Raw genomic sequence first — 25,103 nt, 5'->3', positions numbered from 1 at the left:
CGGTTGCTAGCGCTTCGCCTCCAGCTTCGATCGCAGCTCGCGCAGGGCATTGCCGCGATGAGACACCGCGTTCTTCTCTTCGGGAAGCGCCTCGGCAAGCGTACGGCCATCCGCGAACACGTCCGGCAGGAACAGCGGGTCGTACCCGAAGCCGTTGCTCCCCCGCTCCTCATGCCCGATCCGGCCCTCCACGGTACCTCGCGCCACCGTCTCCGAACCGTCTTCGTCGATCAGCACGAGCGTGCACACGAATCGCGCCGTACGGTCGCGATCGGGCACGTCCGCAAGCGCTGAGAGAAGCTTGGCGTTGTTGTCGGCATCGGTGGCGTCTTCGCCTGCGTAACGAGCCGAGTACACGCCGGGCGCGCCGTCGAGCGCGTCGACCTCAAGACCGGAGTCATCGGCCAAAACGGCCTTCCCGCCGCTCGCTTCGTGCGCCGCGCGCGCCTTGATGCGCGCGTTGCCCAAAAACGTATCGGCATCTTCTGCAGGGTCGGACTGGATCCCCAGCTGACGCAGCGTGCCGAACTCCCAACCGGGAAAGTCCAGCGCCTCGGCGATCTCCTGAGCCTTATGAGCATTGTTGCTTGCGATGACAACCGTTTTCATGCGATGCCTTTCGTCTCTTTCATGCCAGCGGCCTGTAGCTGACGCAAAATGCCTAGGAGCACGGGGGAAAGTCCACGCGCCCGGCGGCGTCGATAGGATTGCGAAACACCCGGCTGCCGAACGTGCGGAATTCTTCGGCATCCTCTCCGGTAGTGTAGAACTCGTAGCGCGGCACATGGTCGCACGAAGCAAGGGCTCCGCGTCGACCGAGTATCTGCATCACGTCGTTCGCGGCTTCCTTAGCCGACGAGATGAGCGTGACATCGCGCCCCACCACGCCGCCTATCAGCGCTTTCAGCAACGGAAAATGTGTGCAGCCAAGCACCAACGTGTCGATATCGCATCGACGGAGCGGCTCGAGATACTCCTTCGCGATTTCCTGGAACGCCGGACGGATGTAGACCTTCGACGCAAGCGAGGTGTAGTTTTCAATGGGTCCCTCGGCCATGCGAATGCCCTGCTCGGCAATCTCGACGAAACGGGGCGTAGCCGTCGAGAACACGGTGATCCCCGCGTCGATGTGGCGGATGGCGTCGGTGTACGCGTTCGAGTCCACCGTCGCCTTCGTTGCAATTACCCCGACCCGGCGACTCTTCGTAGCGTGAACCGCCGCACGAGCCCCAGGTTCCACCACGCCGATGACCGGCACGGGAAACGTCTTTTGAGCATGAGCCAAACCGGCAGCCGTCGCCGTGTTGCACGCGATGACGATGAGCTTGACGCCGCGCTCCACCAGCCAACCGCCGATCTGCTGCACGAATCCGTCAACCTCGGACAACGAGCGAGGCCCGTAGGGACAGCGAGCCGAATCTCCCAGGTACGTGATAGACTCGTGCGGAAGGGCCTTCGCGATCTCGCGCGCAACGGTAAGCCCGCCAAAGCCTGAATCGAACACGCCGATCGGCGCGTTGTCGTAAGGAATGCGCAATCCGCTCTCGCGCGACTCGGTAGATGTTCGAAGATCGTCCATGCATCCAAGTATACCGCAGGCTCGGTTCATGCACCGAATCGGCACCGGGCTGCCATAGTTTCTGCTAATCTTGCAGCTGCCCTAAAATCCGAACAAACCCCCGAAGAAAGAAGCCCATGAGCTTTCAAGCTATCGAATACCAGATGATCGTGCTGTTTTTAGCCATGGCGCTTGGATTCGTCGCGCGCAAGCTGCACGTCATGAGCGAGGAATCGGACAAGATGCTCTCTCGCCTGGTACTGACCATCACCCTTCCATGCACGATCCTGGCATCCGTCCTCACGCGCGACAGCCTGCCCGATCCCGCCACTATCGGAACCATCCTTTTGTTCTCGTGCCTCGCGTTCGCGCTGGTCCTTGCCATCGCCTTCGCCGTGCCGCTTCTGTTCGGGCTCAATCCCTCGAAACGCGGAACGTACAGCTTCATGCTGGCGTTCGGCAACACCGGCTTTCTGGGATACCCGGTGCTCGAAGCGGTTTTCGGCCGCGAGGCAGTTCTTTACGGAGCGATATTCAACATCCCTTTCAACATTTTGGTGTTTACCGCAGGCGTTATGATGCTCTCCCAATCCGAGCGAAGCCTGAAAGAACAGGTGCGCGAAGGCGCGCGCAACCTGATCAGCCCCAGTCTGATCGCATGCCTTGCAACCATGGCGCTCGCGCTTTTGAACGTGACGGACATCGGCGTGTTCGGCGAAGCCATCGACACCATGGGCTCGATGACCACGCCGGCGGCGCTGCTCATCATTGGATCGAGCCTGGCAACCGTGCCTGTAAAAACAATGGTCACGCACTTCAGAACCTACATCATGGCGGCGTTTCGCCTGTTGATCATTCCCGTATGCATCTGGCTTGCGTTCAGCCCCTTCGTTGCCGACCCGCTGCTGCTCGGCGTGCTGGTCGTGGTGAACGGAATGCCCGTGGCGACGAACGGCACCATCCTATGCCTGCGCTACGGAGGAGATCTGAACACCATCATACGCGGAACGTTCGTGACGACCGCGCTTTCGCTTGTAACCATCCCCGTTCTTGCCGCTTTGGTGGGCGGCGTGTAGGAGCGAACCATGTCCAAGCAACACGAAACGAAAACCAACGCCGTACGCGAACTGGAAGCAGCCCATGCCGACTTCGAAGCGCGCTTCTTCGACTGCCCCGAGGCCCTGTCGGGCGTCGAGGTGGCACAGCTTCTGGGACTCGACCAGGACCGCGTGTTCAAAACCCTGGTCACGCAGGGAAAATCGGGGGAACACTACGTGTTCATGATACCCGTGGCCTGCGAACTCGATCTCAAGAAGGCAGCGGCGGCCGTGAACGAGAAAGCCGTAGCCATGATCAAAGCGCGCGAGCTTTTACCGCTCACCGGCTACGTGCACGGAGGCTGCTCTCCCGTGGGCATGAAAAAGCAGTTCGTCACGACCATCGACGAAACAGCCGAGCTGTTCGAGCGCATCGCCTTTTCCGGAGGGCGCATCGGATGCCAGGTGGAAATGCCGCTTTCCGAACTGGCGCGCATGATGCCGCTTGGCATAGCGGATCTGACCGTGGTATAGCCTACCAGTGGCTAACCACCACGTCACCCGGCTGAATGATGCCGTACAAAGCCGCAGCAGACGAAGGCGGCAGGTTCACGCAACCGTGGCTTCCGCCGCCGTCCTGGTACCTTGTACCGCCGAAATACGGCTGCCAATCGGCATCGTGCATGCCGATCACGTTGCCGACGAACGGCATCCAGTACTGCACGGTGGACTCGTACTTCGAACCGTCCAGGTTCGTTCCCTTCAACACTGACGGAGAAGCCTTCGAGTTGAGCACGTACACACCCGTGGGGGTATTGTGCGCGCCGTTAGGCGTGCCGCTCACGCACGGGGCCTCCCAGATCAGCGCGCCCGAAGCATCGTAGAAGCGAACGTACTGCTCGGACAGGTCGATGTCGCAGTACCGAGCGCCCCAGTCCTGGGCGCCAGCGCCATTGAACGCCGTGCCCGAAGAGAACGTGGGAACCTCCGCGCTCTGCACGCTTCCTGCAGCGACCGCCTCTTTCACCATGGCAAGAAGCGCATCGCGATCGACGTCCCATCCGTAAGGCCCGCCCTGGACGGTAATCACCTTGCCGTCGGGCCGCGTGTACGTACGCGCCGTGCCCACGGTGTCGCACGCGGCAACCACCCCGTCGACCCACGCGGTAAGAGCCTCTTCGTTCAACGTAGCGTTCACGTCTTCGCCGAGCACGACCCACTGAGAAACAAGGTCGGGATTAACAGCGCCCACCTGGGTTCCGCCCATAGTGAGCGTGAGGTTCGCCTTGATCATGGTGTTGGCCGAATCGGCCGCAGCTTTCAGTCGCTGATCGGAGGAGAGGACGGTCGGCTTCTTCAGATGGTCGGCCGTCAGCTTGGCCGTGGGGTCGAGCGCTACCAACGCCTCGTCAGCCGCCCGCACAACCGCATCGGCATCAAGGGCGGTTCCGGGGACCTCTGCTTTCACGACGAATGCGCCTACGGATTCATCGTAGGCAACCGTGGCATCCGTTGGCGGCGTAGCGGTTTCGTTGAACGTTTCCGCAGCCTTACGTACGGCCTGCTCAAGGCCGGATTCGTTGAAGCTTGCAACCAATTTGTCGGTAGCATCGTGCGTGCGCGCCAGCTCAAGGGGCCACGCCCACGGGTTGACATCCGCATGAGCTTGCTGGACGATCTTTTCGGAATCAAGCGACAGACCGGCATCGGCAGCCGTCAACTTCAACGTGAACCCTTGCCCGGTCACGGTAAGCTTGTAATCCTCGACGGAGGATGCCAGAGAACGCTCGGCATCCGCGGAGGACATGAGCGACACGTCCACGTTGCCAATGGCGGAGTTCGGCATGAATCGATCGAAGAAGTACACCGACCCGCCGATGTATGCAGCAGCCGCCAGCGCCACGATCACGCCCAGCGCGATGGCGAGCACCTTCAACGGCCTGCGCCGCCGACGGGGAACGGCCATCGCATCCGCAGAGAGCGTATGGAGCGAGTCGGGGGACGCGTACACCTGCTCGGAAGCGTACATCAACGGATAGTCCTCCGCCTTCGAAGCGGAAGCGGGCGGCATGGCGGCCGTCGCATCGGGAGCCGAAGAATCGGAGGGAACAGGAGAAACTACCTGCTCGGAATCGGTATCGTTCGGACGCTGCGCGCCAGCGGCATGACGGCCGTGCGCAGCCTTGTTATATTTCTTGTCGCTCATAATCTCTCTCATGAGGTCGGGGCGTCGCATTATTGTAGCAAGCAAAAGCTGCTTTTTCTGTAACAAAACGGCAGCAGCTACAACTAACGAGCCGTTCGGCGGCAGCGCGGAAGTCCCGGGGCTGGGCGCGAATCAGGGGCGTTTCCACGCGCTGGGTTGCCACCGACGCGTCCGAACCCGGGCTTCCGCTTGCCTGCGCACGCTTGAAGCAACAGCCCGACGAGCCTGCTCGCCCCATGCGAACCTGAAACAAAAAAAGCCGCCCGATCTGCGATTTCGCACGATCTGGCGGCTTGCTTGTCTTGGTGGAGGCGCGGAGAATCGAACTCCGGTCCATACTACATAATCCATGAGGCTCTACAAGCTTAGTCGTTGGTCGGATTTCGGACGGGCGCGGTCCATCGACAAACGTAGCCCAACCTAGCCGGTTCGATCTTTGCTTGAGCCATACCGGCTACGTGCTCAAGCGCATTCCCCTTAGTTGATGCCGGACCGAGAGTCGGGGAAATCCCAAGGCCGACAGCCAGGTGCGATTAAGCAGCCATGGCGAGCGCCGGAGCGCTCTGAGTGTTGTTCTTGCCAATTAAATTGACGGTACCCCTGTTTAACGTGGCGAGGAGACCACGACCTGCTCCTCATTTCAAACGTACCATGTCGAAACCAGTCGCCCCCTTGCATAAGGCAAGGCCGTTCGCCTGCTCGGCGAAACGTCCAGGGTCGATAAGCCCCACCTTGTCAAAGTCCACGCGACGACATCGCCTGCCGGCGTATCGGAATGCCGAAGCGTCGGATGCGTCGCGAACGTTCATTCTATCCGGTGATCCCGGTTTGTCAAGCGAAGGGCCTCCGAGCGCTTCCCCGAAGACCCTTCAGCTAGGCAACTAGGCAGTTCGGCAAGCAGCCGCTACTTCTTCAAAAGCGAGCTGAAATCAAGGGCGCTCTTGATGTCGTCGAACGCACCCTTCAACTCAGCCGCAACGGCGATGCCGTCCTTGTAGATGGCGTTGACGTCCTCGGTCGCCTGAGCAACGCCTTCCTTCGTGATGCCCAGGTCGAATTCGTTGTCCTCCTCGGCACCCTCTTCTTCGTCCTCGTCGTCTTCGACGTACAGGTACTCGGCCTCCTCGCCGTCCTCCATGAGCACGAAGCCGATGCGATTGCCCTCGTCGTCTTCGATATAGCGGACGATATCGTCCTCGTCCAGCTCGAGCTCCACCAATTCGTACCCGTCGTCTTCATCGGAAGGCTCGTCGATGAACTCCTCGTCATCGTCGCCTACGATATGAAAGCCCTCCTCGGACAGATCGACTCCGGTCTTCTGCTCGACGACTGCCGCCAGGCCGCCGTCGTCGCCATCGGGGCTGGTCTCCCCTTCGCCGTCGGGCCCTTCTTCGGCGAAGAAGTCCTCGTACGCCTCCTCGAGGTTCGCTTCGTCGTCGCGCGGATCGAACTCTTCGTCGTCTTGGAATTCCTCGACGTCTTCGATCTCGGTTTGCTGATCGATCAGCTCGGCCTCCGTTTCGGCGCCGGCTTCCATGCTCTCCAGCTGTTCGCCCAAGCCCATGATGGCCTCCTTTTCCACTTCGTCGACCGGCGCGAGGCGCGGCTCGGCATCTAACGGTTGCGCTCCTTCAGCGCTCGCTCCACCTCGCGACGAGAATCGCGGGCAGCCATGCTGGCTCGTTTGTCGTAGAGCTTCTTTCCGCGCGCGACCGCCAGCTCCACCTTTACGAGCGAATTCTCCTTGAAGTACATCTTAAGGGGCACGATGGCCATGCCCTTTTCCTTCACCTGCTCTTGCAGCTGGCGAATCTCCTTCTTATGGAGCAGCAGCTTGCGCTTGCGGTCCGGATCCACGTTCGCGATGTTGCCGTGCGTGTAGGGAGGAATGTGCACGTTGTGCAGCCACACCTCCCCGTTGCGGACGAGCGCGAAGCAATCCGTCAGCTGGCAGTGGTTCTCGCGCAGCGAGCGCACTTCGGTGCCCGTCAGCTCGATGCCGGCCTCCAGCGTTTCGAGGATCTCGTACTCGTGGAACGCCTTGCGGTTCTTGGCTATGGTCTGCGCTTCGCGTTTCATGAGCGTGTTACTCTCCTACTCCGCAGCGGCTTCGCGAAGCGCGTCGGCCGCAACGTCGGAATCCGCCGGGTCCTGCGCGTCGCTCGCATAGCCGCCCATGCCCGGCACGAAGCTTGCGTCCTCGTCCAGATCCAGCGCGAAGCGAACCAGCAAGCGCACCGTGGCGTCCAGGTCGGACAGGCACACCACCTCGGTGGGCGTGTGCATGTAACGCAGCGGCACGGACACGAGGCCCGTGGGGATGCCGCCGCGCGTCACCTGAATGGCGCGCGCATCGGTGCCGGTCACCGCAGGCTCGGCCTCGATCTGGTACGGAATGCCCTCGGCCTTCGCCGCAGCCACCAAACGCTCGAACACTTCGGGGTTGATGTTGGGGCCACGCGCAATGACGGGGCCTTCGCCGCACACGATCTTGCCGTACTTGGTCTTTTCGATGCCGGGGTAATCGGTGGCATGAGTGACGTCGAAGGCGATGGCCACGTCCGGGTTCTCGCCGTATGCGGACGTGGTTGCCCCGCGCACGCCGATCTCCTCCTGCACCGTGGCGGCCGCGATGAAGTCGCCTTGCGCACGGCCTGCCTTGGCCAGCTTCTCGAGCACGCGCGTGACCACCCACACGCCCGCCTTGTCGTCGAACGCGCGCGACACGGCCATGTTGCTGCCGAAGCGCTCGAAGCCCACGCCGAACGTGATGACGTCGCCCACGCGCACGAGCTTCTTCACGCGCTTGGCCGGCATGCCCAGGTCGATGACCAGCTGATCGATCGGCGTCACGTTCTTGCGCTCGTCGGCCTTGATCAGGTGGATGGGCTTGCGCCCCACCACGCCGCGCAGAGGCTCGATCGAGTTGGAGGCGTGCACGTCCACGCGCAAGCCGGGCAGGATGGCCGCGTCGACGCCGCCCACGGCAGACACCGACAGAAAGCCGTCGTCGGAAACGTAGGTAACCATAAGGCCGATCTCGTCCATGTGGGCGGCCAGCATGAGCGACGGACCCAGCCCGCGCCCGAACAGCCGCGCATGGACCGAGCCCATGACGTCGGTCTGAATCTCGTCCGCCGTGTCGGCAAGGCGCTCGCGGACAACCTTGGCCACCGCGATCTCGCTTCCGGTGGGCGACGGGGTTTCCAAAAGCCGCTTGAGGTATTTCACCTGGTTTTTCTTCATGATGCTCCTTATGAGACGATGCCGCTTTCGCGCGCGGCTACCACCATTCCTTCTTCTTCGCGCGTTTGCGCTCGAGCTTCGGCGCTCGGAAATCGAGTTCCAGCTGCTCGTCGCAGGCCACCGTGGTGGCTTTTTTGCGCTCGACCTTCACGATGCTCCACGACACGGCGTCTTTTCCGTACAGCTCGAGCATCTTCAGGCGCGCATCGCGCTGGTTGCCCTTGGTTCCCGCACGGGACTCGCTCTCGAATTCGAACAGGCCCTTCGCTCGAGCGTCGGAAGCGACGGGGGAAGAGTAATGGGCGATGTAGGTTTGCATATCCGTCCTTCTTGCAATGCTTGGTGCTTGTGAGCAATCTTACCACGAGCCGCACCGCTCGCGATGACGAGCGCGGGACTTCGAAGAACCGTCACGCCCTTGACACCGGACGACCCGAAATCAGGAGCCGTCGGCCTCCCCTTCATGGGAGGCATCGGGCAGAGCAGCACGAAGCACCTGGTCGAACGGCTCTTGAAAAGCCCGTCGAACCAGGCGCTCCTTTTGGGGTCGAGACAGGCGCTTGAAGCGGTACTCCGCGCTCATGGCCTCGCGCTTCGTTGCGAACGCGGCCTGCGCGACAAGGCGAACCGGCAGACGGGAGCGCGTGTACTTCGCCCCCTTGCCCGCGTTGTGCGTGCGCACGCGCTCGGCCACGTCGACCGTGTAGCCCGTGTACCACGTGCCGTCCGCGCATTCGATCACGTACAGGTAATGGACGGCGTCCGTCGAATCGGCCTGCACGGCGACGCTAGACCCGCACCTTCACGACGATCTTGCGCACATGCTTCGCCGCGCCGAACGAGCACCCGGGCTTATGCCCGTCTTCGGGGGCGAACACGGCAATCTGGCCCGCGCGCAGCACGATGCTGCTGCACCCCGGAGGCGTGCCGTACACGCCGAAGTCGGAATCTTCGTCGAACGAGCCGATCTCGATCATGCCTTCGAGCGGCGCGTACTGAATCAGCTCCTCGCCCGAAACCACGAACTGCACGTCGTAGTAGCGGCGATGGGCTTCCATGCGCTTGTCCGGCGCAGGAACGGTCTCGTACTCCTGCACGTTCGCGAACACGTCGTCGCCGTCGATGTCGACGCGTCCGAGCGGCAACGCGGCCAAGTCGTCGCGCGAGAGGAACTCGTAGGCTTTCCGGAAGCGTTCGGCCAGATAGTCGTTCTGCGCAGCATGCGCGAGCGGGGTAACGAGCATGGGTGTCCTTTCATAGCGGCTCGCGGCAACGCCGTGCTGTGGGCGCGCCGCTTCGTTCGGCATTGTTCGTGCAGCAGTATACACCTTGCCGCCGCCAACGGCGCCCGGCCCGCAAGCCCTGCGGCGCCGCATGCGCGAGCCCGCGAGCCGCACGCAGCAGGCCGCCCGGTCTCACGCCCGTTCGGCGCGCCAATCCTCCCTGGCCAAACAGTACAGCAACAGGTCCTGAAGCATCCCGTCATGAGAAGGCTCCGCCGCATGCAGCACGCTCTCGCGCGAGAACCCGCACTTCTCGATGACCCGCCGGGAGCGATCGTTGAACGGGTAGCAGGTGCACGAGACGAGCAGCAGGCCCAGCTCGTCGAAGCCGTAACGGATCATCTCGCGTGCGGCTTCCGTCACGTAGCCGCGCCCCCACGCGCGCTTCGCCAACGCATAGCCCAGCATGAGGCAGTCGACGTTGCGCCGCTGCGGGTCGCGGATAAGGCCGATCGAGCCGATGCACGGCCCGCATGCACCGTCCTCGAAACGCTCGAATATGCCGAACACGTGCGGTGCCGAAGCGATCTCTTCCACGAAGAAGCGCGCATCCTCGCGCGTGCGATGCGGCGCCCACCCGGCGTCCGGCCCGATGGCGGGATCGCTGCAGTACGCGAACACGTCGTCGATGTCCGCCTCGGTAAGCGGGCGCAGCACAAGGCGCTCGGTTTGGAGCGCAGGGCACTGCGCGGACGACGACGCGAGCACGGCGGGCAACGCGCCCGGATCGCGAGCGACGCTGGCGGCGACGCACGCCCGTAGCTGGTTCTCGTCGAGCACGCGAATGCCCTCGGCGCGCAACGCCCGCGCAGCCACGCCGTACCCGGCAACGAGCGTGCCGGTGAACGTCCCGTCGTAGATAAGGCCGTTGCCGCACGAAGGGCTTTTCGACTTCAGCACTGCAAGTTGGCAGCCTTGGGCGCGCACGCAATCGACCACGCTCTGCGCTCCGGCAAGAAACGCGTCGGTTCCGTCTGTGCCTTGACGGTCCACCACGCGCAGCGCGCGCTGTTCAGCCACGATCTCGAACGCCGGATGCGGCACGCTCAAACCGCCCGCAACCTCGGGGCACACGGGCGTCACCTCGTGGAAATCGCGCAAGGCCAGTACGTCCGCGCATGGCTTGGAGGCGCCGTCGAACCGGCACGGGGCGCCCAGCAAACACGCGCTCGCCGCTATCTTCATGAAGCACCGTCCGTTCCGTCGACTCTTTCACCGCCCCGTTTCCTTCTGCATTGTACCATCGGGCCGCGCGCGAACGGCACCAGCCGGGCACACGGAGCTCGGCAAGGCCCGGCACGCTTGCGCTTTCCGATTGAAGACCCGGGAAGCACCCTCGACGATCCGGCCGGCAAGGCAGATAATGACCGTACCAGTCCGTGCGCCGCATGGCGCCGTCCCGTCGAAGGAGCTCCGGTATGATCAACAACTTCTGCAAGAAACCGCTCTGGGAATGCTCGAAGACGCTCGCTGCCGTTGCGCAAGGGCAAAAGCCGGCCGACGTCGTGATTCGAGACGCCAAGCTGGTGAACGTTTGCACCGCGGAGATCCAGGAAGGCATCGACGTGGCCATCGCGCAAGGGCGCATCGCCTACCTGGGAAGCGCCGAACACTGCATCGGCGAAAGCACGCAGGTCATCGACGCGCAAGGACAGTACATCGCGCCCGGATTCCTAGACGGGCACATCCACGTGGAATCGTCGATGATGGGCGTGGGCGAATACGCGCGCGCCGTCGTTCCCCACGGCACCACGGGCATCTACATGGATCCGCACGAGATCTGCAACGTGCTGGGACTCGACGGCGTGAAGGTGATGGACGAGGACGCCCATCGCACGCCGCTCAAAACCATGATCACCACCCCGTCGTGCGTGCCCGCGGTCCCCGGCTTCGAGGACACCGGCTCGTTCGTCGGCCCCGAAGACGTTGCCGAGACCATGAGCTGGCCGAGCGTCGTCGGGCTGGGCGAGATGATGAACTTCCCCGGCATCCTGGGCGGCACCGATCACGCGCACGGCGAAGTGGGAGCCACGCTGGAAGCCGGCAAGATCGTGACCGGCCACTACTCCATGCCCGAAACCGACCGAGGACTGAACGCCTACATCGCCTCGGGCGTGCGCTGCTGCCACGAATCGACGCGCGCCGAAGACGCACTGGCCAAGATGCGCTTCGGCATGTACGCGATGCTGCGCTACGGATCCGCCTGGAAAGACCTGCCGGTGCTGGCCGAAGCCGTGACCGGCAACGACATCGACACGCGCTACGCAGTGCTCGTAAGCGACGACACGCATCCTCACACCCTGGTGGCCGACGGGCACCTCGACCACATCGTGCGCACGGCGGTCGAGCTGGGCATCGACCCCGTCACCGCCATCCAGATGGTCACCATCAACTGCGCCCAGTGCTTCCAGATGGATCACGACCTGGGTTCCATCGCGCCGGGCAAGTGCGCCGACATCGTGTTCCTGGACAACCTGGAAGACCTGCGCGTCACGCGCGTCCTGATCGACGGCGACGTTGTCGCCGAAGACGGCAGGCCGACGTTCGACCTGGAGCCGTTCGTGTTCCCCGCATGGGTAACGCACTCCATGCACCTGGGGCTCGACATCACGCCCGAGACGTTCGCCGTGCCGGTGCCCGAAGGAGCGTCGAACACGGCTGCGCGCATCCGCACCATCGAAGTCATACCGGGAAAGGTGGGAACGTTCGAAACGCACGTGGACCTGCCGGTGATCGAAGGGCTTCTGGAGTCCGACACCGGGCTCGACGTGCTCAAGACGTTCGTATTCGAGCGGCACCACGAAACCGGCACGTTCGGCTACGGCTTCGTGAAGGGCTTCGGCATCAAGCGCGGAGCCATGGCGTCCACGGTGGCGCATGACGCGCACAACCTGCTGGTAGTCGGCACGAACGACGACGACATGGCGCTGGCCGCGAACACGCTGGCTTCCTGCGGAGGCGGCATGGTGGTTGTAGCCGACGGCGAGATCCTAGGCTTGGTGGAACTGCCCATCGCCGGCCTCATGGACGCGCTTCCCGCCGAAGAGCTGAGCGCGAAGGTGCATGCGCTGGAAGGCGCCTGGGAAAAGATCGGCTGCACGATGCCCTCGCCGTTCATGACCATGGCGCTCATCCCCCTGGCCTGTCTGCCCGAGCTGCGCCTGACGAACCGAGGGCTGGTCGACTGCACCACGTTCCAGTTCGCAAGCCTGCTGGCCGCGCAGTAAACCCGCTCGCAAGAAAGCCCGGCACGCCGAAGCGGCCGGGCTTTCTCTTTTTATTGGGAAACAAAAAGCTCGGCTAGAGAACCGCGTCGTCTTCCTTGAGGTTAATGCTCATCGATACGCTCATCATCATGAGCATCTTCTCGACCAGGAGGCTCTTGCACATTTCCTTGAGCTCTTCGGGGTCATCGGGAATGAGATCGGCCTCCATTTCATCGACCATGTCGAAGGCGAACGACTCGTTCAGGCCGAAGACGTCGAAGAACTCGGGGTCGAAATCCGCGCCGCTCTCGTAACCGGCCCAATCGAGCATTTCCCCGTGCGCAGGATCGGAGGGATCCGCCAAGATGCGGCACAAGTCCTCGTACCCGCCCACGCCGCCGCAGTCTTCCGGCGGGGCGAGGCGCGCGCCGTCCACGCATATCGGGAAGAAGGGAACCAGGATGTCGGCTTCGGGAACCTCGTCCTCGACCTCCAGCTCTATCTCCCAGTTGTCCCCCAAGTCGTAGGTGTACAGAAGCTTGTCTCCCGGACGCAGCACTTCGGCCGCGCCCTTCTTCTCCGCATCGTAATGCGCGCCGCTTCCTGCGGGCTTCGTCGCCATGTCGTCGTAGAGCTGCGGAGCGTCGTAGGAGACGCCGTCCTTCTCGAACAGGTACAGATGATAGCCGGCCCAGTCGAACGACTTCGCAATCGATTCATGAAGCAGGCCCATGTCCACTCCGGAGGGAACCAGGATCCTGCGCCAAATAGGAGGCTCCGATTCGAGGATTGTGGCTTTGATCTGGTAAAGAGTGGGCTTCTGCGCCGATGAGGAGCCGTTGTCGCCCGGAAACTCGATGATTTTGGCCGTCATGGAAGGCCTCCTTCTTGATTGTCGTTCAGCAAGGTGAAGTGTAACAGAAAGCACCGTGGAATCGTCTGGCGCCCGCGTCCGGCTCGCCGTACAATGTCCTCGTGACGCTCATCGACGACATACGCGCGTACCGGCCCTTCAACCAGCAGGAGGCCGCGGACCGAACGACCATCCTTCAGCGACTGGAGGCCGATCCGCATGCGTTCGACCGCACGTCGCCCGCGCATGTGACGTGCTCGATCTGGACGGTCGACCCCTGCGCGGCCAAAGCCCTCATGGTCTACCACCGCATCTACGATTCCTGGTCGTGGATCGGCGGGCACGCCGACGGCGAGCGCGAGCTGGCGCGCGTCGCGCTGCACGAACTGGAAGAGGAGACGGGCATCGCGCGGGCGCGCTTGGTGCCCTGCGGGCCGGGCGGCATCTTCTCGCTGGAAGTTCTTACCGTGAACGGCCACGAGAAGCGCGGCGCGTACGTCGGCTCGCACCTGCACCTCAACGTCACCTACCTGGCCGTCGCATCTCTCCGCGACCCGCTGCGCAGCAAGCCCGACGAGAACGCGGACGTGCGCTGGTTCGACCTTGCCGAAGCGTGCGAAGCCTCCACCGAGCCGTGGATCCGCGACCGCATCTACCGCAAGCTCGTCGAAAAGCTGGCCCTCGTCGATCCCGATGCGCTGCGCAGCGCGCATCTATCGGCTTCGCATGGAGAAGGCCCCGAATGAGCGCATTCCGCGAGCAAACAAACGTTCCCGCGATATACAATGGGCGTTTGATCGCGAAAGGAGCGCGTCCATGATCTCAGAGCACGAACTCGGCAGCCAATGCGCATCCCGCACGCTTGCGCGGGCGCGCTCGATTGCGGAATCGGATCGCAACATCCTGACGAAGCAGGTGCGCTACGACGGCAACGAGACCACCTTGAGCGCGTTCGTGGCAAGCAGCAGCGGATGGGACGACCGCTACCGCACCTCCGTGGCGATCAACGAAAAGGACGACGCCATCCTTGACTACGCTTGCACCTGCCCCGCCTACCGCGAGTACGACGGCATGTGCAAGCACTGCGCGGCGCTGCTGCTGGCCTACAACGAGGAGCCCCAGAAATTCATGGGGTACCACGCCAAGAAAACCGCGGCCACGTCGAACTGCATCGCGGAGTTCATGAAGCGTACCGAACAGCTGACCAGCGACAACGACCTGCAAGGCACCATCGACATCGAAACGACCGTGGCCTACGGCTACCGCGACTGGTCGGCTCACTTCAAGATAGCGGGCCCGCAGGGATCCTACGTCATGAAGAGCATCTCGGAGTTCGTGGATCGCATGCGCACAGGCGAGCGGTTCTCGTACGGCAAGAAACTCGCCTTCACGCACGCCCCTGCCCTGCTCACCGAGCACGCACGCGACATCGCGCAGTTTCTGGACCGCGCGGTCTCGCTGCGAGAGCGCGCGAACGGAGCGGCCTTCTGGCGCTACCGCGGGCGCGACGAGGTGGGACGCGACCTTCAGCTTTCGGACATCGAGGTGATCGAGCTGCTCGACCTTCTGCACGACCGGCCGTTCGTCGTGCAGGGAACGGACTACGGAACGCGCTCGATCACCCATGCCCGCATCATCGAGGCCGATCCGAGCATAGACATCAACCTGCGCGCCGCCGACCAGGGAGGCTACCTCATCTTGCGCGGCGACGACATCGTGCTTGCCGCACAGGGAAGCCGCATGTACGTTTGGCAAGACGACGTCTTCTACCGCTGCTCGCCCGAATTCGCGCAATGCGCCGACTTCTTGCGCAACGTCTACGACAGCGACGAGAGCAAGCTGTTCATCGCCGAGGCGGACATGCCGCTGTTCTGCGCCGCCGCGCTGCCCGCCATCGAGCGGCATCTGCACGTGCGCGCGCCGCGCGAAGTGGAGGCGTACCGGCCCGTACCCTGCCAGCTGGAGTTCTTCTTCGACAAAGACGATCGGGGCGTGACCTGCGACGCCTGGGCCGCCTACGGCGAGAAGCGCTACCTGATCTGCGGATTCACCAACGATGAAACCGCCGAGGAAACAGCGGGGCCCCTGCGCAACGAGCGCATGGAGGCGAAGGCGGTCGACCTGATCAAGCGCTACTTCAACCCGTTCGACGCTTCCATCGACATCGATGACGACGAAGCCGTGGCAGCCCTCGTGTTCGGCGGCCTTGCCGAGTTCCGCGAGCTGGGCACCGTGTTCACCACGCCCGCGTTCGACCGGCTCACCCGCGACGGCAAGCCGCAGGTAACGCTGGGCGTGTCGCTGACGGGCAACCTGATCGACCTGACCGTGTCCTCCGAAGACCTGCCCGCGCGTGAGCTGAGCGCGCTGCTGGCCAGCTACCGCAAGCGCAAGCGCTTCCACCGCCTTCGCAGCGGCGCGTTTCTGGACCTGCGGGACTTCGATCTGTCCCAGCTTGACCGGCTTGCGGCCGACCTGGGCCTGACCGCGAAGCAGCTGACGTCCGGCCACGCCCAGCTGCCCGCCTACCGCGCGTTCTACCTGGACGAAGAGGACAACCTCGAGCGGGATCGGTCGTTCACCCGCTACGTGGAGAGTTTTCGCCACGTGGACGAGCGGTCGTACCATGTGCCGGACAGCCTTGCCGACACGCTCAGGCCCTACCAAGCGGAGGGCTTTCGCTGGCTTTCGGCGCGCTGCGACGCCGGGTTCGGAGGCATCTTGGCCGACGAGATGGGCTTGGGCAAATCCGTTCAGCTGATCTCGCTTCTGCTGGCCCGACGAGACCAGGCCTGCGAAACCGGTCCGAGCCTGATCGTCTGCCCCGCCTCGCTCGTGTACAACTGGCTTGCCGAAATCGAGCGCTTCGCGCCCGAGCTTCGCGCGCAGGCCGTGACGGGATCGAAGCGCGAACGAGCGCGCATCCGCAATGCCGCGTTCGACGGGCAGAGCGCGCGAAGCGATGGGCACGCGCCCGCCGATCAGCCGATCGACGTCCTGGTCACCTCGTACGATCTGCTGCGCATCGACGTGGCGGATTACGTGGGGCGTTCGTTTTTCTGTTGCGCGCTCGACGAGGCGCAGTACATCAAGAACCCTGCCACCCTCACGACGCGCGCCGTCAAGCGCATCGACGCCGCGCACCGCTTCGCCCTGACCGGCACTCCCATGGAGAATCGCCTGAGCGAGCTTTGGAGCATCTTCGACTTTCTGATGCCCGGCTTGCTCGGCCCGTACGCTCGCTTCCGCGAGCGGTTCGAAGCGCCCGTCGTAGGCGGAGACGAAGCCGTGGCCCGACGACTGCAAGCCGTGGTGGGACCCTTCATGCTGCGCCGTTTGAAGACCGACGTCCTTGCCGATTTGCCCGACAAGCTCGAGTCCATCGTCTACGCGCACCTGGAGGGCGAGCAGCAGCGCCTGTACGCCGCGCACGAGCAGCGCCTGCGCGAAGATTTGACCGAGCAGCGCAACAACAGGAAGAACAACGATTTCGGGAAGCGGAAGGTGGAGGTTCTTGCCGAGCTTACGAAGCTGAGGCAGCTCTGCTGCGATCCGCACCTGCTCTACGAGAACTACGGCGGCCAGGCGGCGAAGCTCGACGCCATCATGGAACTGGTCGACTCCGCTATGGACGCCGGCGAGAAGACGCTCGTGTTCTCGCAGTTCACCAGCTTTTTGGAGCGCATTGCACGGCGCCTGAGCGCAGCGGGCGTTGCCTACTACACCATCACGGGAGCCACGCCCAAGCAGAAGCGCCTGGCCCTGGTCAATTCGTTCAACGAGGACGAGACGCCGGTGTTCTTGGTGTCGCTCAAGGCCGGAGGGACGGGCCTTAACCTGACCGGCGCATCGGTCGTGGTGCATGCGGACCCCTGGTGGAACGCAGCCGCGCAAGACCAGGCCACCGACCGCGCCCATCGCATCGGCCAAACGCGCGTGGTGAGCGTGCAGCGCGTGATCGCCAAGGACACCATCGAGGAGCGCATCGTGCGTTTGCAGCAAGCGAAAAGCGAGCTGGCAAGCCAAGTCGTTGGAGCGAGCGGCGTTTCGCTTGCGAACCTGACCCGCGACGACCTTATCGACCTGCTGCAAGGATAAAACGAAGGCGGGGCCGGTAGGACAGCGATCGCCGCCCCACCGGCCCCGCCGGCCGTCTTGCTCGCCCTAGAACTTCATGAAGCGCTCGTAGCGCTGCTTCAGCAGATCGTCCAGAGGACGCTCGCCAAGCTCCTCGAGCGTTTTGACCACGTAGGCCCGAACGCCTTGAGCAGCCGCTTCGGGGTTTTCATGGGCGGGGCCGGCGCCTTCGGGAAGAACGGCGTCGACGATGCCCATCTGGCAGGCCTCGTGCGCGCTCATCTTCATGACGGCCGCCGCTTCGGGGGCGCGCGTGCGGTCCTTCCAAAGGATGGAAGCGAACCCTTCCGGCGAGAGAACCGAGTACACGGCGTGCTCCTGCATGGCCACGCGATCCGCAACGGCCAGGGCCAGAGCGCCGCCCGAACCGCCTTCGCCCAGAAGCACGCTCACCACCGGCACGCGCATGCCCGCCAGCGCCATGAGGTTGTCCGCAATCGCGTTGCCCTGCCCGCGTTCCTCCGCCTCGGTGCCGCAGAACGCGCCCTGCGTGTCCACCAGGCACACGATCGGACGCCCGAACTTCTCGGCCTGGCGCATGATGCGCAGCGACTTTCGATAGCCTTCCGGCTGCGGGCAGCCGAAATTGCGCTTGATGCGCTCCTTCAGGTCGCGGCCCTTTTCCTGCGCGACCACGGTGACGGCGTGCCCGTCGATCCAGCCCAGCCCACACACGATGGCGGCATCGTCGCCGAACGCGCGATCTCCGTGCAGCTCGATGAAGCCGTCGACAAACGACTCGATGTACGACAGCGCCGTGGGACGATGCACGTTACGCGCCAGCTGCACGCTTTCCCATGCGCGGTTCGAGCGCGTCGAGAGCGCGACCTCGCCCCGAGCCGACGACGACGGCGCGCCGTCTTCGAGGGGCAGCCGACCGTCCGCGTCGAACCCGCCTCGCTTGAGCGCACGCTCCAGACGCCTGCGCGATGCCGCATCGCTGCGCGCGAAACCGCCCATCAAGCCCGCGACGCGATCCCTCAACCGTGCCGGCGCCCAAGTCGCCTCGGTCAACGACGCGCCCTCCGGAGTGAGGTTCCCGTACGTCACGGTATTGTACGTATGCGTGCCGTTCGCCAGGTTGTCGCGCACGGCTTCGTAGCTGACGAATATCTCCCGGTCCCCTGGTTCGTGCCCGCTCTTCCCCGCGCCCGCAGGAGAGGTTGCCAGATGAATGGCCAGCACGTGCGCGAGCGCGCTGCGCAGGTTCTCGCGCTCGACGATCGCGTCGATCAGCCCGTGCTCGAGCGCGAACTCGGCGGTCTGGAAGCCTTCGGGAAGCTCCTGCTTGATGGTGTCCTTGATCACGCGCTGGCCGGCGAACCCGATGAGCGCCCGCGGCTCCGCCAAGATGACGTCGCCCTGCATGGCGAACGACGCGGTCACGCCTCCCGTCGTGGGATCGGTGAGCACCGAGATGTACGGAAGCTTGGCCTCGGCATGACGGTCGAGCGCGAACGACACCTTCGCCATCTGCATGAGCGACACCAGGCCCTCCTGCATGCGCGCGCCGCCCGACGCGGTGAACACCACCACGGGCAGGCGCTCGTCGGTTGCGCGCTCCACGAGCCGCGCCACCTTCTCGCCCACGACCGATCCCATGGACCCCATGAAGAACTGCGACTCCATGATGCCGATGGCAACGCGCAAGCCGGCGATGCGGCCCTCGCCCGTGCGCACGGCCTCGTCCAAGCCGGTTTTATCGCGCTGCGCGGCCAGCTTCTCCTCGTAGCCGGGAAATCCCAGCGGATCGGTTTCAGGCACCGATCGGCTCCATTCGACGAAGCTGCCCGCGTCGAGCAGGTCGTCGATGCGCTCGGCCGACGACATGCGCAGGTACGTGCCGCACGACGGGCATACGTAATGCCCTGCGGCCACGCTGGCTGCATCGAACTTGAGGCCGCACGCATGGCAAGCCCGCCAGGCTTCCGTGCCGTTTGCCGTCTTTTCCGTGGAGCAGAGCACCCAGCCGAGCAGAGGAGACTCGACGCTGAGCGGTTTGAACACGCGCACGCCGCGCGCTGCAGCGCGCGCCAGGAAGCTGTCGACTTCCGAAAGCGCAACGGCTTCGTCGCAGAGCAAGATGCAGGACGCCTGGCACTCCGAAGCGGCCTGCAACACGGCGTGCGCGTTGCTGAACAGGGCGTCCGTATACTTTTCGCCCAGGCAAACGCTCAGCGCAGCCGCCTTCACGTGCGAGTCGTAGCGACGATCCTGCGTATACGCCGCGCACGCCGCGAACCCGGCCTCGACCACCGCGGGAAACAAGCGGCGCGCCGTCTTCGCGCGGGCCATGACAAGAGCCACGGGAGCAGGTCGATCGGCCGCAACGTCAACCCCCGAAGCGCATCGACCCGCGCCGACGGCCTCGGAGAAAACGGATGCGTCCACCGCGTCGAGCGCGTTCGGAGCATCCGGGAAAGCCCCCGCCGCCTCGGCCGCCATGCGCGTCAGGCGGTACACGACGTCGGCGGAACCCTCCGCCGCTCGGACCGCCGGCATAGCACCGCTCTGCGACAGCATCGCCCCGTCGGTTGCGATGGTGATGTAGTTCTGCTTACGCTGTTTCATCGAACGACCTTCCGCTTGCCGGACACGCGACGCTGTCGCGCGCTACGCCTCGGCCTTTGCCAGCACATACTTCTGCGTCGCCGTCGCGCACACCTGGCCGTCGACGCTCGCCTCGACCTCCGCCACGCACAAGCGAGACGAGGATTTCACGATGCGGCCCTTCAAGACGAGCGTGTCGCCCGGCTCCACCTGACGGCGAAACTTCGCGTTGTCGATGCCCGTCAAAAACCCGATCGACCCCTCGGCCCCGCGCTCTACGAGCACGCAGAACGAGGCGGCCTGGGCAAGCGCCTCCATGATGATGACGCCCGGCAGCACCGGGTGCCCTGGGAAATGGCCCGCGAACAGCGCTAAGCCGGGATCGACGTCAAACTCGGCCGTCACTTCGACGCCCGGCTTGCAGGAGGTCACTCGGCTTACCCAGCAAAACGGGTCGCGGTGCGGCAGCACCGCCTCGACGACGTCCTTGCCGCAGGGATACTCGATATCCATAGGTTCTCCTTTCAACGGCGCGCGCTTTGCGCGCCATGCGCCCGCGCGAGACGCCAAGGCGTCTCGCGCTCCGACGGCCGTCAGGCCAGCGGGGTCCGGTACGGCGAGATGGCCAGCGAGGCGTTGTGGCCGCCGAAGCCCAGCGAGTTCGAAAGCGCCACCTTCTGAGGGTAGTTCGTCTTCGCCTCCACCACCACGTTCACCGGGCACGCAGGATCGGCTTCGGCGAACCCGGCCGTGGGAGGAACGCAGTCGTTGGCCACGGACAGGGCGCACACGATAGCCTCGATCGCACCCGCGGCCCCCAGCGTATGGCCCGTCGTGCCCTTCACGGAAGTGACCGGCACCGTACGAGCGAGCTCTTCGCCGCACACGGCGGCAAGCGCCTTGGACTCGGTCGCGTCGTTTGCGGGCGTACCCGTCCCGTGCGCATTCAAATGCCCCAGGTCGGCAGGCGTGAAGCCCCCTTCCGAAAGCGCCTGCAGCATCGCGCGCGCCACGCCGTCGCCGCTCGGCTCGGGAGCGGTCATGTGGTATGCATCGCCCGTCGAGCCGAAGCCGACGACCTCGGCCAGCACGGTTGCCCCGCGCCCGAGCGCATGCTCGAGCGACTCCAGAACCACCGCGCCCGCACCCTCGCCCGCCACGAAGCCTGCTCGGCGCGCGTCGAAGGGCAGCGACGCCTCGCAAGGATCGGACGACTTCGAAAGCGCGCCCAGGTTCGCGAACCCAGCCAAGCAGATGGGAGACACGGACTCTTCCGAGCCTCCGGCAAGCGCCGCGTCGATGTAGCCGTGCCTGATGTCGCGCACGGCCGTGCCGATGCAATGGGCCCCCGTTGCGCAAGCGGTCACCACGTTCAGGCACTCGCCCTGCAAACCGTAGCGAATGGACAGGTTGCCAGCGGCGATGTTGCCGATCATCGTGGGGATGAACAGCGGGCTCACGCGCTTGGGGCCCTTCTCGGCCAACGTGGAGAACCCGCTTTGCAGCTCGTCGATGCCGCCGATGCCCGTTCCGAACACGCACGCGATGCGCGTGGCGTCCTCCGCTTCCATATCGAGCCCCGCCTGAGCCATGGCCTCGTCGGATGCGACGATGGCGTACTGCACGAACCGCTCGAAACGGCGCGCCTCCTTCTTGGAAAGGCCGTGCTCGGTCGCGTCGAAATCGCGCACCTCGGCAGCGATGCTCACGTCATGGTCGGTCGCATCGAAACGCGCGATCGGGCCTATGCAGCAAGCGCGGCCCATGACCGCACTCCAAAGCGCCTCTACGCCGACACCGGCAGGAGACACCGCGCCCATGCCGGTGATGACCACGCGATGCGTGCCGTCGGGACGGCGCGTGGCGATATCCTGGGCACCCGAATTCGCGTTCTTGCTCATAGCGACATACCTCCATCGATGCAGATAACTTGCCCGGTCACGTAACCGGCCTCCTCGCTCGCCAAAAATCGAACGAGCGCGGCAACGTCCTTCGGCTCGCCGAAGCGTCCCGATGCGATGCGTGCCAGAACCGCGTCGCGCTGCTTGTCCGACAGCTCGTCGGTCATGTCCGTGGATATGAAGCCCGGAGCGACCGCGTTCGCCGTGACGTTGCGGGCGGCCAGCTCGCGCGCGAGCGATTTCGTCAGGCCGATAACCCCCGCCTTGGAAGCCGCGTAGTTCGCCTGACCCGCGTTTCCGGCCACGCCCACCACGCTCGACAGGTTCACGATGCGACCGTAGCGCTGCTTCATCATGCGCTGGGCCGCCGCTTTGCAGCAGTTGAACGTACCCTTGAGGTTCACATCGATAACCGCATCGAAGTCCTCCTCCTTCATGCGCACCAGCAATCCGTCGCGCGTGATGCCCGCATTGTTCACCAGCACGTCCACGCGCCCGAACGCTTCATAGGCAGCCTCGATCAATCCCTGCGCCTGATCGGCATCGGCAACGTTCGCCGCCACCGCAACGGCGCGCACGCCGTACTCGTCGGCCAAACCATCGGCCAGCTCCTGAGCTGCGGCAAGCCCGCGTTCGCTCGAGCAGTTCACGCATACGTCGAAGCCGGCGCACGCCAGTTCTTCGGCCACCGCACGGCCGATTCCGCGGCTCGATCCGGTAACGACCGCGCTTCGGCGCAGGGTTTCGGGTTGGTTGGTCACAGTGTCTCCTCTTCGGAATCGGAGGCGCAGCACGTTGCCGCGCACGCTTCAAGGCTCGTTCGATCCTGTACGCAGCAACGCGTGAAGCTCCGATCGATGCGCTTCACCAGGTTCGCCAGCACGCCGCCGTAACCCGCCTCGACGAACGTGTCCGCACCGGCGGCTGCAAGCGCCTCGATGCTTTGCTGAAAGCGAACGGGACCGGTCAAGTGCTCGACCAGACGCGTCCGCGCACGCGCTGTATCCAGGGGCGCAGCGGACAGGTTGCAGATGAGCGGCACGCGAGGCTCGGCAAACTCCACGCCGTCCAGGTACCGCGCGAGCTCGACTGCGGCGTCGGCCATCAAAGGGCTGTGGAACCCCCCGGACGTAGCCAACCGCGAGAAACGCCCGCCTTGGTCGGCCCATGCGGCCTCGATGCGCTCGATAGCCTCCGGCGTTCCGGAAACAACGATCTGGCCAGGGCAGTTGTAGTTTGCCGGAACCAGAACGCCGCCCTGCGCGCATTCCGCGCACAGCGCGCGCACGCTCTCCTCGTCGGCCTTGAGCAAAGCGCTCATGGCGCCCGGTTGCGCGGCAGCCGCCTCAGCCATGAGGCGGGACCGCTCGCGCACGAACGCGAAGGTTGCCTCGTCCGACAGCATGCCTGACACGGCGAGCGCGCTCACCTGGCCCAGCGAGAAGCCCAGCACGGCGATCGGCTCCGCGCCGCGGGCTTCGAGCGCACGCGCCGCGCCGATCGACAGCGCGCACAGCGCCGGCTGGGCGTAGCGCGTGTCGTTGAGCTGATCGGCGCTTGCATTCGAAACCAGATCGGCTACGTTGTAGCCCAGCACGTCGGACGCGCAGGAGAACACCTCGGCCACTTCGGGAAGATCGAGCAGGCTCTCCCCCATGCCGGGCTTTTGCGAACCCTGGCCCGAGAGCATGAACACGGGACGCCCGGGAAGCATGCGCGGAACCGAAGGCGCGCCGGTGCGCAGTCCTTCCGCGAATTGCGTGTCAGCCACGGCGCACCCCTTACCGAACGCGTGCGCGCCGAGCGTTCAGCTGCGCCAGCGCCTCAAGATCGAGTCCGCCGAGAGCCTGCGCCTCGGCGATCATCGAAGCAACCACGTCCGCTGCCGTCCTGCGCTCGCTCACGAGCGCAGCCGACTGCCCCGCCATCATGGTCCCGTTGTCCACGTCTCCCTCGACGGCGCGCCTGAGCGAACCCACGTACATCGCCTCCAGCTCGTCGCCGTGCGCAGCAGCGTCGCCTTCCAGCTTGCGCACGGTGCGCGCGAACTTGTTCTTCAGGCAGCGAACGGGATGCCCGCTGCCGCGGCCCGTGACTATGGTGTCGGAATCTTTCGCAGCGATGACCTTGTCCTTGTAGGCATCGGCGATGCAGCACTCGTCCACGGTCAAGAAGCGCGTGCCCACCTGCACCCCTTCGGCCCCAAGGGCGAACGCGGCAACAAGCCCGCGTCCGTCGGCTATGCCTCCCGCCGCGATCACGGGGATCGAAACGGCATCGCATACCGCCGGGACGAGAGCCATCGTGGCAAGCTCGCCGATATGGCCGCCCGCTTCCGTGCCCTCGGCCACCACGGCGTCGGCTCCCAGGCGCTCCATGCGCACGGCGAGCGCGCTCGAGGCGATCACGGGAACCACCTTGATGCCGGCGCCCTTCCACAGATCCATGTAGTTCGCCGGGCTGCCCGCGCCCGTGGTGATAACGTCCACTTCAAGCTCCGTCAAAAGCTTGGCGACCTCCGCAGCGTTCGGATCCATGAGCATGACGTTCGCGCCGATAGGCTTGTTGGTTTTCGAGCGGGCGATGCCCACCTGCTCCTCGATCCACGACAGCGGCGCGCCGCCGCATGCGATGATGCCCAAGCCCCCCGCTTCGCTGACCGCTGCGGCCAGATTCGCGTCGGCGATGCGAGCCATCGCTCCTTGGATGATGGGCACCTCGATGCCCAACGTGTCCGCTACCCGCGTTCTCATGCTCCGATCCTCTTTCTCGAACTAGCTCGTCATGCCAAAAGCGGGCCCCGAAGGCCCGCGTCTTCAGCCCCTCTACTTCAAGGAATCGATATGAGCGACCAGCTGGCCCACCGTTTCGATGCCCTCCGGCTCGCCGAACTCGACGTCGCACTTCTCCTCGAGATCGCAAATGAGCTCGACCATGTCAAGCGAGTCGATGCCCAGCGAATCGAGCGTGGCGTCTTCGACGATGCCGTTGGCATCCAGGTCGAGATTTTCCACAAGTACGTCCTTCACGATGTCGATCGTAGCCATGTTGATCCTTCCGCTTCCAAATTAGTTTGATAATCAAAGTATTTAGGCATAGACGATGATAGGGAGACTTCGCCTCGAT

23 protein-coding genes and 1 other RNA gene are annotated in these 25,103 nt (G+C 64.4%); 5 read left to right on the top strand and 19 right to left on the bottom strand.

Going from position 1 to position 25,103, the window contains the following annotated elements; translation table 11 throughout:
* Window positions 1-6: 6 nt before the first annotated feature.
* Together rdgB and murI are read right to left on the bottom strand one after the other, a co-directional pair.
* Window positions 7-609: an RdgB/HAM1 family non-canonical purine NTP pyrophosphatase gene (gene rdgB / locus ACMNI9_RS03520; RefSeq protein ID WP_216529647.1), complete on the bottom strand. Its 603-nt coding sequence runs from the start codon at window positions 607-609 to the stop codon at window positions 7-9.
* 52 nt (window positions 610-661) lie between these two features.
* A complete protein-coding gene (gene murI / locus ACMNI9_RS03515; RefSeq protein ID WP_418830890.1) occupies window positions 662-1,579 on the bottom strand; it encodes a glutamate racemase in 918 nt (305 codons plus the stop codon).
* 116 nt (window positions 1,580-1,695) lie between these two features.
* On the opposite strand from murI, the gene ACMNI9_RS03510 reads away from it, so the two are divergent.
* Entirely contained in the window at window positions 1,696-2,634 is a 939-nt protein-coding gene (locus tag ACMNI9_RS03510) for an AEC family transporter (protein ID WP_114567559.1), read from the top strand.
* Between the two features lie 9 nt (window positions 2,635-2,643).
* Window positions 2,644-3,129 carry an aminoacyl-tRNA deacylase gene (locus ACMNI9_RS03505; RefSeq protein WP_418830888.1) on the top strand — a complete coding sequence of 162 codons (486 nt, stop codon included), beginning with the start codon at window positions 2,644-2,646 and terminating at the stop codon, window positions 3,127-3,129.
* Window position 3,130: 1 nt separating this feature from the next.
* Here ACMNI9_RS03505 and ACMNI9_RS03500 read toward each other — a convergent pair whose 3' ends face one another.
* The 9 genes from ACMNI9_RS03500 to ACMNI9_RS03460 all read right to left on the bottom strand — a co-directional run bounded on the left by ACMNI9_RS03500 (window position 3,131) and on the right by ACMNI9_RS03460 (window position 10,515).
* A complete protein-coding gene (locus ACMNI9_RS03500) occupies window positions 3,131-4,801 on the bottom strand; it encodes a L,D-transpeptidase family protein (protein WP_418830887.1) in 1,671 nt (556 codons plus the stop codon).
* 303 nt (window positions 4,802-5,104) lie between these two features.
* Window positions 5,105-5,473: a transfer-messenger RNA gene (ssrA, locus tag ACMNI9_RS03495) on the bottom strand.
* Window positions 5,474-5,705: 232 nt separating this feature from the next.
* Window positions 5,706-6,365: a hypothetical protein gene (locus ACMNI9_RS03490; protein ID WP_418830886.1), complete on the bottom strand. Its 660-nt coding sequence runs from the start codon at window positions 6,363-6,365 to the stop codon at window positions 5,706-5,708.
* 50 nt (window positions 6,366-6,415) lie between these two features.
* Complete coding sequence (smpB, locus tag ACMNI9_RS03485; protein WP_114567562.1) at window positions 6,416-6,880, bottom strand: SsrA-binding protein SmpB; 465 nt, start codon at window positions 6,878-6,880, stop codon at window positions 6,416-6,418.
* A 15-nt stretch (window positions 6,881-6,895) separates the two neighbouring features.
* Window positions 6,896-8,047, bottom strand: coding sequence for a M42 family metallopeptidase (locus tag ACMNI9_RS03480; RefSeq protein ID WP_225748937.1), 1,152 nt, complete (start codon window positions 8,045-8,047; stop codon window positions 6,896-6,898).
* Window positions 8,048-8,084: 37 nt separating this feature from the next.
* On the bottom strand, window positions 8,085-8,366 hold the full coding sequence (locus ACMNI9_RS03475) for a hypothetical protein (protein WP_418830885.1): 282 nt from the start codon (window positions 8,364-8,366) through the stop codon (window positions 8,085-8,087).
* Between the two features lie 120 nt (window positions 8,367-8,486).
* Window positions 8,487-8,828, bottom strand: a complete 342-nt coding sequence (locus tag ACMNI9_RS03470; protein ID WP_418830883.1) for a GIY-YIG nuclease family protein — start codon at window positions 8,826-8,828, stop codon at window positions 8,487-8,489.
* Between the two features lie 7 nt (window positions 8,829-8,835).
* Complete coding sequence (locus tag ACMNI9_RS03465) at window positions 8,836-9,291, bottom strand: YhcH/YjgK/YiaL family protein (protein WP_114567566.1); 456 nt, start codon at window positions 9,289-9,291, stop codon at window positions 8,836-8,838.
* A 171-nt stretch (window positions 9,292-9,462) separates the two neighbouring features.
* On the bottom strand, window positions 9,463-10,515 hold the full coding sequence (locus ACMNI9_RS03460; protein ID WP_225748935.1) for a GNAT family N-acetyltransferase: 1,053 nt from the start codon (window positions 10,513-10,515) through the stop codon (window positions 9,463-9,465).
* 233 nt (window positions 10,516-10,748) lie between these two features.
* On the opposite strand from ACMNI9_RS03460, the gene ade reads away from it, so the two are divergent.
* Window positions 10,749-12,557: an adenine deaminase gene (gene ade, locus ACMNI9_RS03455; protein ID WP_114567568.1), complete on the top strand. Its 1,809-nt coding sequence runs from the start codon at window positions 10,749-10,751 to the stop codon at window positions 12,555-12,557.
* 73 nt (window positions 12,558-12,630) lie between these two features.
* Here the strand turns inward: ade and ACMNI9_RS03450 are convergent, their stop codons facing one another.
* Window positions 12,631-13,410, bottom strand: coding sequence for a plasmid pRiA4b ORF-3 family protein (locus ACMNI9_RS03450; protein WP_418830880.1), 780 nt, complete (start codon window positions 13,408-13,410; stop codon window positions 12,631-12,633).
* A gap of 101 nt (window positions 13,411-13,511) precedes the next feature.
* Here ACMNI9_RS03450 and ACMNI9_RS03445 point away from each other — a divergent pair, with 101 nt between their 5' ends.
* The gene (locus tag ACMNI9_RS03445) at window positions 13,512-14,135 is read left to right on the top strand and encodes an NUDIX hydrolase (RefSeq protein ID WP_418830878.1); all 624 of its coding nucleotides are present in this window, start codon (window positions 13,512-13,514) and stop codon (window positions 14,133-14,135) included.
* A gap of 70 nt (window positions 14,136-14,205) precedes the next feature.
* Entirely contained in the window at window positions 14,206-17,487 is a 3,282-nt protein-coding gene (locus ACMNI9_RS03440; protein ID WP_418830876.1) for an SNF2 helicase associated domain-containing protein, read from the top strand.
* A 66-nt stretch (window positions 17,488-17,553) separates the two neighbouring features.
* Here ACMNI9_RS03440 and ACMNI9_RS03435 read toward each other — a convergent pair whose 3' ends face one another.
* The 7 genes from ACMNI9_RS03435 to ACMNI9_RS03405 all read right to left on the bottom strand — a co-directional run bounded on the left by ACMNI9_RS03435 (window position 17,554) and on the right by ACMNI9_RS03405 (window position 25,024).
* On the bottom strand, window positions 17,554-20,097 hold the full coding sequence (locus tag ACMNI9_RS03435; RefSeq protein ID WP_418830874.1) for an acetyl-CoA carboxylase carboxyltransferase subunit alpha: 2,544 nt from the start codon (window positions 20,095-20,097) through the stop codon (window positions 17,554-17,556).
* A 42-nt stretch (window positions 20,098-20,139) separates the two neighbouring features.
* Window positions 20,140-20,589 carry a 3-hydroxyacyl-ACP dehydratase FabZ gene (gene fabZ, locus ACMNI9_RS03430; RefSeq protein ID WP_216529660.1) on the bottom strand — a complete coding sequence of 150 codons (450 nt, stop codon included), beginning with the start codon at window positions 20,587-20,589 and terminating at the stop codon, window positions 20,140-20,142.
* A gap of 80 nt (window positions 20,590-20,669) precedes the next feature.
* Window positions 20,670-21,977: a beta-ketoacyl-ACP synthase II gene (gene fabF, locus ACMNI9_RS03425; protein ID WP_418830873.1), complete on the bottom strand. Its 1,308-nt coding sequence runs from the start codon at window positions 21,975-21,977 to the stop codon at window positions 20,670-20,672.
* On the bottom strand, window positions 21,974-22,738 hold the full coding sequence (gene fabG / locus ACMNI9_RS03420; protein ID WP_114567575.1) for a 3-oxoacyl-[acyl-carrier-protein] reductase: 765 nt from the start codon (window positions 22,736-22,738) through the stop codon (window positions 21,974-21,976). Before fabG ends, fabF begins: the two co-directional genes overlap by 4 nt.
* Window positions 22,735-23,748: an ACP S-malonyltransferase gene (locus tag ACMNI9_RS03415; RefSeq protein ID WP_418830871.1), complete on the bottom strand. Its 1,014-nt coding sequence runs from the start codon at window positions 23,746-23,748 to the stop codon at window positions 22,735-22,737. Before ACMNI9_RS03415 ends, fabG begins: the two co-directional genes overlap by 4 nt.
* 10 nt (window positions 23,749-23,758) lie before the next feature.
* The gene (locus tag ACMNI9_RS03410) at window positions 23,759-24,730 is read right to left on the bottom strand and encodes a nitronate monooxygenase (protein ID WP_114567576.1); all 972 of its coding nucleotides are present in this window, start codon (window positions 24,728-24,730) and stop codon (window positions 23,759-23,761) included.
* 72 nt (window positions 24,731-24,802) lie between these two features.
* Window positions 24,803-25,024 (bottom strand): acyl carrier protein, encoded by a 222-nt coding sequence (locus ACMNI9_RS03405; RefSeq protein WP_114567577.1) that lies wholly within the window; start codon window positions 25,022-25,024, stop codon window positions 24,803-24,805.
* Window positions 25,025-25,103 lie beyond the last annotated feature (79 nt).

This window comes from Paraeggerthella sp. (assembly GCF_048427265.1).
GTDB lineage: Bacteria > Actinomycetota > Coriobacteriia > Coriobacteriales > Eggerthellaceae > Paraeggerthella > Paraeggerthella hominis.
The sequence above is the reverse complement of the archived record's forward strand: the minus strand, read 5'-3'. Positions and strand labels throughout refer to the sequence as shown.

Excerpts from the sequence above, each read along its gene's own strand:
- rdgB (WP_216529647.1), bottom strand. The coding sequence starts at position 609 with ATGAAAACGGTTGTCATCGCAAGCAACAATGCTCATAAGGCTCAGGAG.
- murI (WP_418830890.1), bottom strand. The coding sequence starts at position 1,579 with ATGGACGATCTTCGAACATCTACCGAGTCGCGCGAGAGCGGATTGCGC.
- ACMNI9_RS03510 (WP_114567559.1), top strand. The coding sequence starts at position 1,696 with ATGAGCTTTCAAGCTATCGAATACCAGATGATCGTGCTGTTTTTAGCC.
- ACMNI9_RS03505 (WP_418830888.1), top strand. The coding sequence starts at position 2,644 with ATGTCCAAGCAACACGAAACGAAAACCAACGCCGTACGCGAACTGGAA.
- ACMNI9_RS03500 (WP_418830887.1), bottom strand. The coding sequence starts at position 4,801 with ATGAGCGACAAGAAATATAACAAGGCTGCGCACGGCCGTCATGCCGCT.
- ACMNI9_RS03490 (WP_418830886.1), bottom strand. The coding sequence starts at position 6,365 with ATGGGCTTGGGCGAACAGCTGGAGAGCATGGAAGCCGGCGCCGAAACG.
- smpB (WP_114567562.1), bottom strand. The coding sequence starts at position 6,880 with ATGAAACGCGAAGCGCAGACCATAGCCAAGAACCGCAAGGCGTTCCAC.
- ACMNI9_RS03480 (WP_225748937.1), bottom strand. The coding sequence starts at position 8,047 with ATGAAGAAAAACCAGGTGAAATACCTCAAGCGGCTTTTGGAAACCCCG.
- ACMNI9_RS03475 (WP_418830885.1), bottom strand. The coding sequence starts at position 8,366 with ATGCAAACCTACATCGCCCATTACTCTTCCCCCGTCGCTTCCGACGCT.
- ACMNI9_RS03465 (WP_114567566.1), bottom strand. The coding sequence starts at position 9,291 with ATGCTCGTTACCCCGCTCGCGCATGCTGCGCAGAACGACTATCTGGCC.
- ACMNI9_RS03460 (WP_225748935.1), bottom strand. The coding sequence starts at position 10,515 with ATGAAGATAGCGGCGAGCGCGTGTTTGCTGGGCGCCCCGTGCCGGTTC.
- ade (WP_114567568.1), top strand. The coding sequence starts at position 10,749 with ATGATCAACAACTTCTGCAAGAAACCGCTCTGGGAATGCTCGAAGACG.
- ACMNI9_RS03450 (WP_418830880.1), bottom strand. The coding sequence starts at position 13,410 with ATGACGGCCAAAATCATCGAGTTTCCGGGCGACAACGGCTCCTCATCG.
- ACMNI9_RS03440 (WP_418830876.1), top strand. The coding sequence starts at position 14,206 with ATGATCTCAGAGCACGAACTCGGCAGCCAATGCGCATCCCGCACGCTT.
- ACMNI9_RS03435 (WP_418830874.1), bottom strand. The coding sequence starts at position 20,097 with ATGAAACAGCGTAAGCAGAACTACATCACCATCGCAACCGACGGGGCG.
- fabZ (WP_216529660.1), bottom strand. The coding sequence starts at position 20,589 with ATGGATATCGAGTATCCCTGCGGCAAGGACGTCGTCGAGGCGGTGCTG.
- fabF (WP_418830873.1), bottom strand. The coding sequence starts at position 21,977 with ATGAGCAAGAACGCGAATTCGGGTGCCCAGGATATCGCCACGCGCCGT.
- ACMNI9_RS03410 (WP_114567576.1), bottom strand. The coding sequence starts at position 24,730 with ATGAGAACGCGGGTAGCGGACACGTTGGGCATCGAGGTGCCCATCATC.
- ACMNI9_RS03405 (WP_114567577.1), bottom strand. The coding sequence starts at position 25,024 with ATGGCTACGATCGACATCGTGAAGGACGTACTTGTGGAAAATCTCGAC.